Source organism: Paraburkholderia tropica, from assembly GCF_014171495.1.
In the GTDB taxonomy this organism is placed as follows: Bacteria; Pseudomonadota; Gammaproteobacteria; order Burkholderiales; family Burkholderiaceae; genus Paraburkholderia; species Paraburkholderia tropica.
Genome location: NZ_CP049134.1, coordinates 2817113 through 2831973, shown reverse-complemented (window position 1 = coordinate 2831973; position 14861 = coordinate 2817113). Strand labels below are relative to the sequence as shown.

Annotated in this window: 7 protein-coding genes, 2 tRNA genes and 3 rRNA genes; 7 read left to right on the top strand and 5 right to left on the bottom strand. The window is 60.8% G+C overall.

The window, feature by feature from the left end; all coding sequences use genetic code 11:
- Nucleotides 1-26: 26 nt before the first annotated feature.
- The 4 genes from paaI to paaN all read right to left on the bottom strand — a co-directional run bounded on the left by paaI (nucleotide 27) and on the right by paaN (nucleotide 4402).
- Nucleotides 27-494, bottom strand: coding sequence for a hydroxyphenylacetyl-CoA thioesterase PaaI (paaI, locus tag G5S35_RS12750; protein WP_231957678.1), 468 nt, complete (start codon nucleotides 492-494; stop codon nucleotides 27-29).
- A 1-nt stretch (nucleotide 495) separates the two neighbouring features.
- On the bottom strand, nucleotides 496-1287 hold the full coding sequence (gene paaG, locus G5S35_RS12745; protein WP_074987702.1) for a 2-(1,2-epoxy-1,2-dihydrophenyl)acetyl-CoA isomerase PaaG: 792 nt from the start codon (nucleotides 1285-1287) through the stop codon (nucleotides 496-498).
- A gap of 115 nt (nucleotides 1288-1402) precedes the next feature.
- Entirely contained in the window at nucleotides 1403-2605 is a 1203-nt protein-coding gene (gene pcaF, locus G5S35_RS12740; RefSeq protein WP_074987701.1) for a 3-oxoadipyl-CoA thiolase, read from the bottom strand.
- A 96-nt stretch (nucleotides 2606-2701) separates the two neighbouring features.
- On the bottom strand, nucleotides 2702-4402 hold the full coding sequence (gene paaN, locus G5S35_RS12735; RefSeq protein ID WP_183038355.1) for a phenylacetic acid degradation protein PaaN: 1701 nt from the start codon (nucleotides 4400-4402) through the stop codon (nucleotides 2702-2704).
- Between the two features lie 138 nt (nucleotides 4403-4540).
- Between paaN and G5S35_RS12730 the strand changes: the two genes are divergently transcribed.
- The 6 genes from G5S35_RS12730 (at nucleotide 4541) to rrf (ending at nucleotide 11139) form a co-directional block, all read left to right on the top strand.
- Nucleotides 4541-5317, top strand: a complete 777-nt coding sequence (locus G5S35_RS12730) for an enoyl-CoA hydratase (protein WP_065062593.1) — start codon at nucleotides 4541-4543, stop codon at nucleotides 5315-5317.
- A 537-nt stretch (nucleotides 5318-5854) separates the two neighbouring features.
- Nucleotides 5855-7387: ribosomal RNA gene (locus tag G5S35_RS12725) — 16S ribosomal RNA — on the top strand.
- A 65-nt stretch (nucleotides 7388-7452) separates the two neighbouring features.
- Nucleotides 7453-7529, top strand: a tRNA-Ile gene (locus tag G5S35_RS12720).
- Nucleotides 7530-7567: 38 nt separating this feature from the next.
- Nucleotides 7568-7643 (top strand) — tRNA-Ala (locus tag G5S35_RS12715).
- A gap of 306 nt (nucleotides 7644-7949) precedes the next feature.
- Nucleotides 7950-10829 (top strand): 23S ribosomal RNA (locus G5S35_RS12710).
- A 196-nt stretch (nucleotides 10830-11025) separates the two neighbouring features.
- Nucleotides 11026-11139, top strand: a 5S ribosomal RNA gene (gene rrf, locus G5S35_RS12705).
- The 16S, 23S and 5S rRNA genes sit together here with 2 tRNA genes alongside, the layout of an rRNA operon.
- A 156-nt stretch (nucleotides 11140-11295) precedes the next feature.
- Here rrf and G5S35_RS12700 read toward each other — a convergent pair.
- Complete coding sequence (locus tag G5S35_RS12700; RefSeq protein WP_183038354.1) at nucleotides 11296-12489, bottom strand: M20 aminoacylase family protein; 1194 nt, start codon at nucleotides 12487-12489, stop codon at nucleotides 11296-11298.
- A 169-nt stretch (nucleotides 12490-12658) separates the two neighbouring features.
- On the opposite strand from G5S35_RS12700, the gene G5S35_RS12695 reads away from it, so the two are divergent.
- Nucleotides 12659-14737 (top strand): molybdopterin-containing oxidoreductase family protein, encoded by a 2079-nt coding sequence (locus G5S35_RS12695; RefSeq protein WP_183038353.1) that lies wholly within the window; start codon nucleotides 12659-12661, stop codon nucleotides 14735-14737.
- Nucleotides 14738-14861: the final 124 nt, after the last annotated feature.

Below are 14861 nucleotides of genomic sequence, written 5' to 3'. Positions count from 1 at the left end.
CGGTGCGGGCGAGTTGGCGAGATGCGTCACGCCTCGACAGGAATCACGTTGCCGCGAATCTGCGCGGATTTGCCTCTGAACATGGCGACGGTTTCGCCGGCGCGATTCGTCACGCGGATGTCGTAGATGCCGTTGCGGCCGGACATCACCTGTTCGACGGCTTCGGCGGTGAGCTGGTCGTCGGGCTGCACGGGGCGCAGGAATTCGATCGAACAGCCGGAGGCGACCGTGTTGATGTTGTACGAGTTGCAGGCGAACGCGAAGGTCGAATCGGCCAGCGTGAAGATCAGGCCGCCGTGGCAGATCTGATGGCCGTTGAGGAATTCGGGCCGCACGGACATGCGCAGACGCGCGTAGCCGGCGCGTACCTCGAGCAATTCCATGCCGAGGGCGCGGCTGCAACCGTCAGCCTCGTACATGGCCTGCGCGGTGGCGCGGGCCAGTTCGTCGGGCGTCATGTCGCCGGGCGTGTGCGTGGAGATCGACGCGGTCATATCAACGGCCCTCGAAGCGCGGTGCGCGTTTCTCGATGAAGGCCTGCACGCCTTCCGCGTAGTCGTGGGACGCGCCCAGTTCGCGTTGCAGATCGCGTTCGAGATCGAGTTGCTGATCGAGCGTGTTGGTGACCGACGCACGCAGCGCCTCGCGCGTGGCGACGATGGCGCGCGTGGGCTGCTTCGCGAGTTGCGCGGCGAGCGCGGCAGCGGTGGCGGCGAGTTCGGCGTCGTCGGTGACTTGCCAGACGAGGCCCCAGCTTTCCGCCTTGTCGGCGCTCAGTTTGTCGCCGGTCATGGCGAGACCGAGTGCGCGCGCCATGCCCACGCGCTGCGGCAGGAACCACGTGCCGCCCGAATCGGGCACGAGGCCGATCTTCACGAAGGCCTGAATGAAGCTCGCGGAGCGCCCGGCCAGTACGAGGTCGCACGCGAGCGCGAGATTCGCGCCCGCGCCCGCCGCGGTGCCGTTGACGGCGGCGATCACGGGCATCGGCAGCGCCTGAATACGTTTGATCAGCGGATTGAAGTACTCGTCGATGAGCGCGCCGAGGTCGGTCATCGCGCCGGGCGTGAAGTCGAGGTCGGCGAGATCCTGGCCCGCGCAGAAGCCGCGGCCCGCGCCGGTGAGTACGAGCGCGCGCGCGCCGGCGCTTTCGACTTCGTCGAGTGCCGCTGCGAGCTCGCGGTGCATGGCGCGCGTGAAGCTGTTGAGCTTGTCCGGGCGGTTCAGCGTGACGGTGGCCACGCGCGTGGTTGCGTCGATCTCGACGCGGATCGCTTCAAAGGGCATCGGTCGTCTCCTCCATGCCTGCTTTTCGGGGCTTTTGGGCCCCGCCGCGCGGTGTCGCCCGGCGGGTTGCTGTGCCGCTACTGCTGTGCTGTTGCTGTGGCGATGACGAGCGCTGTCAGACGCGCTCGATGGCCAGCGCGATGCCCTGGCCGACGCCGATACACATTGTGCACAGCGCGTAGCGACCCTGCGTACGTTCGAGTTGATGCAGCGCCGTGGTCACGAGCCGCGCGCCCGATGCGCCGAGCGGGTGACCGAGCGCGATCGCGCCGCCGTTCGGGTTCACGCGCGGATCGTCGTCGGCGATGCCGAGTGCGCGCAGCACGGCGAGGCCTTGCGACGCGAACGCTTCGTTGAGCTCGATCACATCGAACTGGTCGATCGTCATGCCGAGCTGCGCCAGCAGTTTCTGCGTGGCGGGCGCGGGGCCGATGCCCATGATGCGCGGCGCGACGCCGGCGGTTGCCATGCCGAGCACGCGCGCGCGGCGGCGCAGACCATACTGGTTGGCCGCTTCCTCATTGGCCAGCAGCAGCGCGCAGGCGCCGTCGTTGACGCCCGAAGCGTTGCCCGCGGTGACCGTGCCGTCCGGCTTCACCACGCCCTTGAGCTTGCCGAGCGATTCGAGCGAGGTCTCGCGCGGATGCTCGTCGAGCGCGACGCGCACCGGATCACCTTTCTTCTGCGCAATTTCGACCGCGACGATTTCCTGCGCGAGCGTGCCGTCCTTCTGCGCGCGCGCGGCCTTTTGCTGGCTGCGTAGCGCGAAAGCGTCCTGATCGGCGCGGCTGATGCTGAATTCCTCGGCGACGTTTTCCGCCGTCTCGGGCATCGAATCGACACCATATTGCTGCTTCATCAGCTTGTTGACGAAACGCCAGCCGATGGTGGTGTCGTAAATGTTCGCCTCGCGCGCGAACGCGGACGCGGCTTTGCCCATGACGAAGGGGGCGCGCGTCATGCTTTCCACGCCGCCCGCGATCATGAGGCGCGCTTCGCCGGCCTTGATCGCGCGAGCGGCGCTGCCGACGGCGTCGAGGCCCGAGCCGCACAGGCGGTTGAGCGTGCCGCCGGGTGCTTCGGTGGGCAGACCCGCGAGCAGCGCGGCCATGCGCGCGACGTTGCGGTTGTCTTCGCCGGCCTGGTTGGCGCAGCCGTACAGGATGTCGTCGAGCGCGCGCCAGTCCACGCCGGGATTGCGCTCGACGAGCGCGCGGATGGGCACGGCGGCGAGGTCGTCGGCGCGCACGTCCTTCAGGGCGCCGCCGTAGCGGCCAAACGGGGTGCGAATCGCGTCGCAGATATAGGCTTCGGTCATCTCAGGTTCCGGCGGCACGGGTGCGGAATGCGCCCATGCCTTGCATGCTAGAGGGTCGGACAGTTGTGCGCTATTCGGCCAGATGGCCTAGGCCGTTCAGCCGACTGCAACGGGCGCCGCTTTCGGTTTAACATGAACGCGGCTCTGAACCACGCGGAAGCGGTTCGCCACGAACGCGGCGTCGGCCAGCGAGGCATTCGCGGCAGGATTCGCGCCGGTGCCGTGGAAGTCCGAGAACGCCGCCGACTGATTGACGAACACGCCGCCGGTCAGATTGATCGACAGCGCCACGCCACCGGTGATCGCCGCGTCGTGGGCGGCTTCGATCACCGCGTCGCTCGTGCTGTAGACGGAGAGCGTCAGCGCGCCGTGATCGCGCGCGGTCATGCCGGCGAGTTCGAGCGACTGGCCGGTGGAGTCGGTCGCAATCACGAACGAGATCGGGCCGAACCATTCGCGCGTGATCGTGGCGGCGTCGCGGCCCGCATCGAGTGCGAGCACGAGCGGCGTGCGCACGCGTGCGCCGGGGAACTGCGGGTGATCGAGCGTCTGGCTGTCGGCGAGCACGGTGCCCAGCTTGCGGGCTTCGTCGACGCGAGCGGTCACGCCGTTGTTCTGGATCGCGCCGAGCACTTCGACGGCACGCGCCGGATCGGCCACGAATTTCGTGACCGCGCCCGCGATCACCTGCGCGACCTGATCGAAGCTCATGTGGCCTTCGGCGGTCTCGATGCCGTCGCGCGGCACGTAGATGTTCTGCGGGGCCGTGCACATCTGGCCCGAGTAGAGCGAGAGCGAGAAGGCGATGTTGCGCGCGGCGGCCTTCAGATCGCTCACCGAGTCGATCACGATCTGGTTCACGCCGGCCTTCTCGGTGTAGACCTGGGCTTGATGCGCGTGCTGTTCGAGCCAGTCGCCGTTCTGCGTGCTGCCGGTGAAGTCGATCAGTTTGATTTCGGGGCGCACGGCGAGTTGCTGGACGAGTGCGCCGTCGTTGGGATCGGTGGCGAGCAGCGTGACGACATTCGGATCGAAGCCGGCTTCACGCAGGACTTCGCGCGCAATGCGCACCGTGATTGCGAGCGGCAGGATCGCACCCGGATGCGGCTTGACGATCACCGTGTTGCCCGTCGCCAGATCGGCGAACAGGCCCGGATAGCCGTTCCAGGTCGGGAACGTGCAGCAGCCGAGCACGAGGCCCGTGCCGCGCGGCACCACCGTGAAGCGCTTTTGCATCGCGAGCGGCGGGTTCTTGCCCTGCGGCTTTTCCCAGTGCGCATCGGTGGGAATGCGGCGCAGCTGGTCCCACGCGTAAGTCACCGCTTCGAGTGCGCGGTCCTGCGCATGCGGGCCGCCCGCCTGGAACGCCATCATGAACGCCTGACCCGTCGTGTGCATCACGCCGTAGGCAATCTCGAAACTCGCGCGGTTCAGGCGTTCGAGAATTTCGAGGCTCACGCCCACCCACGCTTTCGGGCCGGCGGCGCGCCAGTCGCGCTGGGCGTGCTGTGCAGCGTCGATCAACTGGTCGGGCGTCGACTTCGGATAGCGCGCGCCCAAGGCGAAACCGAACGGCGAAGCCTCGTTGCCGACGGTTTCGGCGCTGGCGGGCTGGTCGAGTTCGAACGTCTGATTCAGGTGCGCCTTGAACGCGGCTTCGCCATCTGCGCTGGCGGTTTCCCCGTACACTTTGGGGCTCGGCATTTCGGCGAACGGGCTCCAGTAGCCGCGCGTCTCGATGGCGGCCAACGCCTTCTGCAGCAGGCCTTCGTGCTTGTCGAAAAACGGATGTGTCATGGCTCGACTTGAATTGAGGGGTTGGATAAGGCCCGCGCCAATTAATTGACCGACCGGTTGGTTGGCAAATGTTAGCATTAGTCAAACTTCGGCGTAAAAGAAATTTTTGAGGACTTTTCTATGACAGAAGGAGGCGGTATGGGGTACGAAAACATCCTGGTCGAGACGCGCGGCAAAGTCGGTCTCGTCACGTTGAACCGGCCGAAAGCGCTGAACGCGCTCAACGACGCCTTGATGGACGAACTGGGCACGGCGCTCAAAGCGTTCGACGCGGACGAGAACATCGGCGCGATCGTTATTACGGGGAGCGAGAAGGCGTTCGCGGCGGGCGCGGACATCGGCATGATGGCGACCTATAGCTTCATGGATGTCTATAAGGGCGACTACATCACGCGCAACTGGGAGACGATCCGCTCGATCCGCAAGCCGATCATTGCGGCGGTGGCGGGTTTCGCGCTGGGCGGCGGCTGCGAGCTGGCGATGATGTGCGACATGATTTTCGCCGCCGATACGGCGAAGTTCGGTCAGCCGGAGATCAAGCTAGGCGTGATTCCGGGCGCGGGCGGGACGCAGCGTCTACCGCGCGCGGTATCGAAGGCGAAAGCGATGGATCTGTGTCTGACGGCGCGCATGATGGATGCGGCGGAAGCGGAGCGTGCGGGACTCGTGTCGCGCGTGATTGCGGCGGCCGATCTGCTCAACGAAGCGATTGCGGCTGCGACGACGATCTGCGAATACTCGCTACCCGCGGTGATGATGGCCAAGGAGGCGGTGAACCGCGCTTACGAGACGACGTTGGCCGAAGGCGTGCACTTCGAGCGTCGGCTTTTCCATTCGCTGTTTGCGACGGAAGATCAGAAGGAGGGGATGGCAGCGTTCGTGGAGAAGCGCAAACCCGCGTTCAAGAACAAGTAAGGGTGGGTGGCAAGCAGTTTGGCGCCCCAGTTTGGCGCCCGATTGGGTCCGGTGGCGGAATTATTTTCCGCCACCCCTTGCGCCTGGCCTCAGGGGGCGCTAAGATTCGCCCCCTTCGCTGCACGCAACAAGCAATACGCCGCAGCGAAGCCCGCGACGAAACCAGCGGGTTCGCAGGATCAGCAAGCTTTTAAGCGGCGACGTAAAAAAAGATGTTGACGAAACGAAAAAGAGACTTCATAATCTCGTTTCTCTGCTGCTGACGCAGCAACGCAGCAAACGCCGGGTAGTAACAGCGCACTACGGTGCGGCAGTCGAACCGGGCAGTTTGCGCGACGCGATCTTTAAAAATTTACAGCCGATAAGTGTGGGCGCTTGATAGGTGATGCGACCTGGCGGGTTCTTCGGAGCACGTCAGGAGAAGCAAAAGTATCAAGAGTCTCACACTAAAGTAAGTCAGGTTTTTGAAGTAATTCAGATACCTGTCAGCTTTGAGTGAGCGACCGGTTCGAGAGAACCGAAAACAGTAACAGGTTTAAACTGAAGAGTTTGATCCTGGCTCAGATTGAACGCTGGCGGCATGCCTTACACATGCAAGTCGAACGGCAGCACGGGTGCTTGCACCTGGTGGCGAGTGGCGAACGGGTGAGTAATACATCGGAACGTGTCCTGTAGTGGGGGATAGCCCGGCGAAAGCCGGATTAATACCGCATACGATCTACGGATGAAAGCGGGGGATCTTCGGACCTCGCGCTATAGGGGCGGCCGATGGCGGATTAGCTAGTTGGTGAGGTAAAGGCTCACCAAGGCGACGATCCGTAGCTGGTCTGAGAGGACGACCAGCCACACTGGGACTGAGACACGGCCCAGACTCCTACGGGAGGCAGCAGTGGGGAATTTTGGACAATGGGCGAAAGCCTGATCCAGCAATGCCGCGTGTGTGAAGAAGGCCTTCGGGTTGTAAAGCACTTTTGTCCGGAAAGAAATCCCTGGTCCTAATATGGCCGGGGGATGACGGTACCGGAAGAATAAGCACCGGCTAACTACGTGCCAGCAGCCGCGGTAATACGTAGGGTGCAAGCGTTAATCGGAATTACTGGGCGTAAAGCGTGCGCAGGCGGTGATGTAAGACCGATGTGAAATCCCCGGGCTCAACCTGGGAACTGCATTGGTGACTGCATCGCTTGAGTATGGCAGAGGGGGGTAGAATTCCACGTGTAGCAGTGAAATGCGTAGAGATGTGGAGGAATACCGATGGCGAAGGCAGCCCCCTGGGTCAATACTGACGCTCATGCACGAAAGCGTGGGGAGCAAACAGGATTAGATACCCTGGTAGTCCACGCCCTAAACGATGTCAACTGGTTGTCGGGTCTTCATTGACTTGGTAACGTAGCTAACGCGTGAAGTTGACCGCCTGGGGAGTACGGTCGCAAGATTAAAACTCAAAGGAATTGACGGGGACCCGCACAAGCGGTGGATGATGTGGATTAATTCGATGCAACGCGAAAAACCTTACCTACCCTTGACATGTACGGAATTCCGCTGAGAGGTGGAAGTGCCCGAAAGGGAGCCGTAACACAGGTGCTGCATGGCTGTCGTCAGCTCGTGTCGTGAGATGTTGGGTTAAGTCCCGCAACGAGCGCAACCCTTGTCCCTAGTTGCTACGCAAGAGCACTCCAGGGAGACTGCCGGTGACAAACCGGAGGAAGGTGGGGATGACGTCAAGTCCTCATGGCCCTTATGGGTAGGGCTTCACACGTCATACAATGGTCGGAACAGAGGGTTGCCAAGCCGCGAGGTGGAGCCAATCCCAGAAAACCGATCGTAGTCCGGATCGCAGTCTGCAACTCGACTGCGTGAAGCTGGAATCGCTAGTAATCGCGGATCAGCATGCCGCGGTGAATACGTTCCCGGGTCTTGTACACACCGCCCGTCACACCATGGGAGTGGGTTTTGCCAGAAGTGGCTAGTCTAACCGCAAGGAGGACGGTCACCACGGCAGGATTCATGACTGGGGTGAAGTCGTAACAAGGTAGCCGTATCGGAAGGTGCGGCTGGATCACCTCCTTTCCAGAGCTCACGCACTCGCGTATCAAAGCGCTCACACTTGTCGGCTGTAATAAAGACAGACTCAGGGGTCTGTAGCTCAGTCGGTTAGAGCACCGTCTTGATAAGGCGGGGGTCGATGGTTCGAATCCATCCAGACCCACCAACTGGTCTGACGGGCAGTTCCCTGAAGTATGCATGACTGGGGGATTAGCTCAGCTGGGAGAGCACCTGCTTTGCAAGCAGGGGGTCGTCGGTTCGATCCCGTCATCCTCCACCAATCCTCAATGCCTAGTGTCCGGTGAAACACAAACCGGGTATTACGCATTGGCGATTGAGCCAGTCAGAGCGATGTGAGTAAAACCATGTCGGCTGTCGTTCTTTAACAATCAGGAAGAAGTAGTAAAGAGATTCATCTGAAAGCACTTAGAGATGGGTGCGAGTAGGTGAATCAGGGTTGTGATTGTATCAATGTATTTTTAAGTGATCGAAAGATTGCCTTGAAATACGGCGCAACACGAATACTCAACCTGTAGCGAGTGGATTGAGTGGTTCCTCCGGGGATCATGAGACACACCCGTTATAGGGTCAAGCGAACAAGTGCATGTGGTGGATGCCTTGGCGATCACAGGCGATGAAGGACGCGGTAGCCTGCGAAAAGCGGTGGGGAGCTGGCAAACAAGCTTTGATCCACCGATATCCGAATGGGGAAACCCACTCCGTATGGAGTATCCATGACTGAATACATAGGTCATGCGAAGCGAACGCGGCGAACTGAAACATCTAAGTAGCCGCAGGAAAAGAAATCAACCGAGATTCCCAAAGTAGTGGCGAGCGAAATGGGATCAGCCTGTACTCTTTATCTTCGTTGTTAGCCAAACGCTCTGGAAAGTGCGGCCATAGTGGGTGATAGCCCCGTAGGCGAAAACAGCGAGGAAGAACTAGGTGTACGACAAGTAGGGCGGGACACGTGAAATCCTGTCTGAAGATGGGGGGACCATCCTCCAAGGCTAAATACTCGTGATCGACCGATAGTGAACCAGTACCGTGAGGGAAAGGCGAAAAGAACCCCGGGAGGGGAGTGAAATAGATCCTGAAACCGCATGCATACAAACAGTCGGAGCCTCGCAAGGGGTGACGGCGTACCTTTTGTATAATGGGTCAGCGACTTACATTCAGTGGCAAGCTTAACCGAATAGGGCAGGCGTAGCGAAAGCGAGTCCGAACAGGGCGTTCAGTCGCTGGGTGTAGACCCGAAACCAGGTGATCTATCCATGGCCAGGTTGAAGGCACGGTAACACGTGCTGGAGGACCGAACCCACTAACGTTGAAAAGTTAGGGGATGAGCTGTGGATAGGGGTGAAAGGCTAAACAAACCTGGAAATAGCTGGTTCTCTCCGAAAACTATTTAGGTAGTGCCTCGTGTATCACCTTCGGGGGTAGAGCACTGTCATGGTTGATGGGTCCATTGCGGATTACGTCGCCATAGCAAACTCCGAATACCGAAGAGTGCAATCACGGGAGACAGACATCGGGTGCTAACGTCCGGTGTCAAGAGGGAAACAACCCAGACCGCCAGCTAAGGTCCCCAAATATGGCTAAGTGGGAAACGAAGTGGGAAGGCTAAAACAGTCAGGAGGTTGGCTTAGAAGCAGCCACCCTTTAAAGAAAGCGTAATAGCTCACTGATCGAGTCGTCCTGCGCGGAAGATGTAACGGGGCTAAGCCATATACCGAAGCTGCGGATGCACATTTATGTGCATGGTAGGAGAGCGTTCTGTAAGCCTGCGAAGGTGCGTTGAAAAGCGTGCTGGAGGTATCAGAAGTGCGAATGCTGACATGAGTAGCGATAAAGGGGGTGAAAGGCCCCCTCGCCGTAAGCCCAAGGTTTCCTACGCAACGTTCATCGGCGTAGGGTGAGTCGGCCCCTAAGGCGAGGCAGAAATGCGTAGCTGATGGGAAGCAGGTCAATATTCCTGCACCATTGTTGAATGCGATGGGGGGACGGATCGCGGAAGGTTGTCCGGGTGTTGGAAGTCCCGGTCCTTGCATTGGAGAAGGCGCTTTGGCAAATCCGGGCGCGGAATTCAAGGGTGCGAGGCCATGCTCTTCGGAGCAGAAGCAACTGGAAGTGGTTCCAAGAAAAGCCTCTAAGCTTCAGTTCAACAGTGACCGTACCGCAAACCGACACAGGTGGGCGAGATGAGTATTCTAAGGCGCTTGAGAGAACTCGGGAGAAGGAACTCGGCAAATTGGTACCGTAACTTCGGGATAAGGTACGCCCTTGTAGCTTGACTGGCCTGCGCCAGGAGGGTGAAGGGGTTGCAATAAACTGGTGGCTGCGACTGTTTAATAAAAACACAGCACTCTGCAAACACGAAAGTGGACGTATAGGGTGTGACGCCTGCCCGGTGCCGGAAGATTAAATGATGGGGTGCAAGCTCTTGATTGAAGTCCCGGTAAACGGCGGCCGTAACTATAACGGTCCTAAGGTAGCGAAATTCCTTGTCGGGTAAGTTCCGACCTGCACGAATGGCGTAACGATGGCCACACTGTCTCCTCCCGAGACTCAGCGAAGTTGAAGTGTTTGTGATGATGCAATCTCCCCGCGGCTAGACGGAAAGACCCCATGAACCTTTACTGTAGCTTTGCATTGGACTTTGAACCGGTTTGTGTAGGATAGGTGGGAGGCTGTGAAGTGTGGACGCTAGTCTGCATGGAGCCGTCCTTGAAATACCACCCTGATCTGTTTGAGGTTCTAACCTTGGTCCGTAATCCGGATCGGGGACAGTGCATGGTAGGCAGTTTGACTGGGGCGGTCTCCTCCCAAAGGGTAACGGAGGAGTACGAAGGTACGCTAGGTACGGTCGGAAATCGTGCTGATAGTGCAATGGCATAAGCGTGCTTGACTGCGAGACTGACAAGTCGAGCAGGTGCGAAAGCAGGTCATAGTGATCCGGTGGTTCTGTATGGAAGGGCCATCGCTCAACGGATAAAAGGTACTCTGGGGATAACAGGCTGATACCGCCCAAGAGTTCATATCGACGGCGGTGTTTGGCACCTCGATGTCGGCTCATCTCATCCTGGGGCTGTAGCCGGTCCCAAGGGTATGGCTGTTCGCCATTTAAAGAGGTACGTGAGCTGGGTTTAAAACGTCGTGAGACAGTTTGGTCCCTATCTGCCGTGGGCGCTGGATATTTGAAGGGACCTGCTCCTAGTACGAGAGGACCGGAGTGGACGAACCTCTGGTGTACCGGTTGTCACGCCAGTGGCATCGCCGGGTAGCTATGTTCGGAAGAGATAACCGCTGAAAGCATCTAAGCGGGAAACTCGCCTTGAGATGAGATATCCCCGGGGCTTCGAGCCCCTTGAAGGGTCGTTCAAGACCAGGACGTTGATAGGTCAGGTGTGGAAGCGCAGTAATGCGTTAAGCTAACTGATACTAATTGCCCGTAAGGCTTGATCCTATAACAGGTGTGTTTTGCGATGATCGTTAGTGCTTCAGCACTTACGGGCATCCCACCCCCGCAGGGGGCAAAGCGCACGGTTGAGAGATCAGTGTTGTGCCGATATAAACAACACAACCCGAATTCAGTAAAAACTCTTTACGCTTCTTCCAGATTGGCTGTGGCGCCCCCAAAGGCGACGCAGCAACCCGTCATGCCTGATGACCATAGCGAGTCGGTCCCACCCCTTCCCATCCCGAACAGGACCGTGAAACGACTCTACGCCGATGATAGTGCGGATTGCCCGTGTGAAAGTAGGTAATCGTCAGGCTTCTTATGCAGTACGTCCAGAACCCCGGCTTCTCCAGAAAGAGAGCCGGGGTTCTGGCGTTTGGGCGTGGGGAATACGCGTGCCTTGGGCAGAAAAAAAGCCGCCTCAAGGGCGGCTTTTTTGTTTCCACACGACACAGCAAACTACGCAGAAGAACTACTTCTGCGCGAGAAATTTCGTCGCCAATTGCACCCAATACGACGAGCCGACCGGCAACAACTGGTCGTTGAAATCGTAGCTCGCGTTGTGCAGCATGCACGGACCTGCGCCGTGTCCAGACTCGCGATGTCCGCCGTCGCCGTTACCGAGAAACGCATAGCAGCCCGGCTTTTCCAGCAGCATGAACGAGAAGTCTTCGGCGCCCATCGTCGGCTCCACGCTCGCGTCGACGCGAGCCGCGCCCACCACTTCGCGCATCACCTCGGCGGCAAATTGCGTTTCCGCGCTGCTGTTCACGGTGGGCGGATAATTGCGATGGAATGTGATCTCGACCGAGCAGTCGTACGCATCGGCCGTGCTCTCGGCGATCTTGCGCAGTCTCGACTCGATCAGATCAAGCGTTTCCGTCGTGAAGGTGCGCACCGTGCCCGCAATCCACGCCGTATTCGGCACCACGTTCACGGCATCGCCCGCATGAATCTGCGTGATCGACAGCACCGCGGTATCCAGCGGCTTCTTGTTGCGCGTGATGATGCTTTGCAGCCCGTTGGCGATCTGCACTGCGGTGAACACCGGATCGCGCCCGTTGTGCGGCAGGGCGGCATGCGAGCCCACGCCTTTGATTTCGATTCGGAATTCGTTGCTCGACGCCATGATCGGCCCTTCGGTCACGCCGAAGACACCAGCGGGCATGCCAGGCCAGTTATGAATGCCGAATACGGCATCGACGGGAAAGCGCGTGAAAAGACCATCGTCGATCATCGCCTTCGCGCCCGCGCCGCCTTCCTCGGCGGGCTGAAAGATGAAGACAATGGTGCCGTCGAATGTGCCATGCCGGGCGAGATATTGCGCGGCGCCCAGCAGCATGGCCGTATGTCCGTCGTGGCCGCACGCGTGCATCTTGCCGTCGTTGCGCGAGCGATGATCGAAGGTGTTCAGTTCCTGAATCGGCAGCGCATCCATATCGGCGCGCAGGCCGATCGAGCGTGCGCCGTTGCCGCGTTTGAGCACGCCGACCACGCCCATCTTGCCCAGACCGCGATGCACCTCGATACCCCATTCGGCCAGTTTCGACGCCACGAGATCGGCGGTCTGGCTTTCTTCGTAGCGCAGTTCCGGATGGGCATGGATCGTTCGTCGTAAGCCCTGGATTTCGCCTTGGGCGGCCTGGATTTCCGGGATCAGTTTCATGGCGGGCAGTGCTCGAAAAGTGGGCGCCCGGCGATCAGGCCGGGTCTAGACGAACCATTCTACGCCGAAGCTTTTTTTTCGCGCTCCAGCCCCCGGCGCATGGCGGTTGGGTGCGCTGCGCATAATAAAATCGCAGTACTGACACCTTGCCGCACCCACGGAATCTCTCATGAACGCCCGAGCCGACTTTGCCCGCGCAGTCTGTCCCCACGACTGCCCCGACACCTGCGCGATGCGCGTGACCGTCGAGAACGGCAAGGCGATCAAGGTGAGCGGCGACCCCGATCACGCGCCGACGCAAGGCGTGCTCTGCACGAAGGTCACGCGCTACGCCGAACGCGTGCACCATCCGAAGCGTCTGACGCAGCCAATGAAGCGCGTCGGCGCCAAGGGAGAGGGGCGTTTCGAGCCGATTACCTGGGACGAGGCCTGCGCCATCGCGGCCGAGCGGCTCGGCGAGATCGCGCAGCGCGCGCCTGAGGCGATCCTGCCGTACAGCTATGCGGGCACGATGGGGCTCGTGCAAGGCGACAGCATCGCGCAACGCTTCTTCCACAAGCTCGGTGCGTCGCGGCTCGATCGCGCGATCTGCGCGGCGGCCGGCGCGGCGGGCCTGCGCTACACGTATGGCTCGAGCCTCGGCATGCTCACCGAGCACTTCGCGGAAAGCGAAGTCATCCTGATCTGGGGCGCGAATCCGATCGCGTCGAATCTGCACTTCTGGACCCGCGCGCAGGAAGCGAAGCGCAACGGCGCGAAGCTGATCGCGATCGACCCGTATCGCTCGCTGACCGCCGAGAAGTGTCATCAGCACATCGCGCTGAAGCCCGGCACCGACGGCGCACTCGCGCTCGGCATGATGCACGTGTTGATCACCGAAGACCGGCTCGATCACGACTACATCGCCGCGTACACGCACGGCTACGAGCCCCTGAAAGCGCGCGCGCTGACTTACACGCCCGCCCGCGTCGCGCAGATTTGCGGCATCGAGGAACAGACCATCGTCGATCTCGCGCGCCTTTATGCGTCGACGCGCAAGGTCGCGATCCGCATGAACTACGGTCTGCAACGCGTACGCGGCGGCGGCAACGCGGTGCGTGCGATCGCCTGTCTGCCCGCGCTCACCGGTGCGTGGCGCGAGCGTTCCGGCGGCGTGCTGCTGTCGTCGTCGGGTTGGGCACCGGTCGATGCTCACGCGCTGCAGCGTCCCGACCTGATCCCGGGTTGGCCGAAGCATCAGCCGCGCATCGTCAACATGAACCAGATCGGCGACGCGCTCACGCATGCGGGCGACACCGCGTTCGGTCCGAAGATCGAAGCGGTCGTGGTTTACAACTCGAATCCCGTTGCCGTCGCGCCGGACTCCGCGAAGGTGGCGGCCGGCTTCGCGCGCGACGACCTGTTCACGATCGTGCTCGAACAGTTCCAGACCGATACCGCCGATTACGCCGATCTGTTGCTGCCCGCGACCACGCAGCTCGAACACCTCGACGTGCATAAGTCCTACGGCCACACGCACGTGATGGCGAATCTGCCCGCGATCGCGCCGGTGGGCGAGGCGCGTCCGAACACGGAAATTTTCCGCTCGATTGCGCGCGCGATGGGCCTGACCGAGCCCGCGCTGTTCGAGAGTGACGAAGAGGTGGCGTCGCGTGCATTCGACTGGCGCGATCCGGCCTTCGATGGCGCGAACTGGGACACGCTCAAGCAGAACGCGTGGATCAAGCTGAATATTGCCGAAGCGCCGTTCGCGCACGGCGGCTTCCGCACGCCGACCGGCAAGTGCGAGTTCTACAGCGAAGCGCTCGCGCAAGCGGGCCTCGACCCGCTGCCCGACTATCTGCCGCCGCACGAGTCGGCCGACGGCGCGCCCGAACTCGCGGCGCGTTATCCGCTGGCGATGATCTCGCCGCCCGCGCGCAACTTCCTCAACAGCACCTTCGTGAACGTCGAGAGCCTGCGCGCCACCGAAGGCGAACCGCACATCGATCTCAATCCCGCCGACGCCGCCCTGCGCAATATCGTCGACGGCAATCAGGTTCGCGTCTTCAACGATCGCGGCTCGATGCGTGCGCGCGCACGCGTGTCCGAACGCGCGCGCGAAGGTCTCGTGGTCGGCTTGTCGATCTGGTGGAAGAAGCTCGCGCCCGACGGCCGCAACGCCAACGAGGTGACGAGCCAGGCGCTTACCGACCTCGGCAATTCGGCGACGTTCTACGACTGCCTCGTCGAAGTCGAACGCGCGTAAACCCTGGCCGAAAGGGTTGGAGGGCGCTTTCTAACTCGCTGATTCCCGTAAGAAAAACACGGTCGCCGTGCTACGATCCATTTTTTAGCACGACCATTCGAAAATATAGAGGAGGAGACGCCGC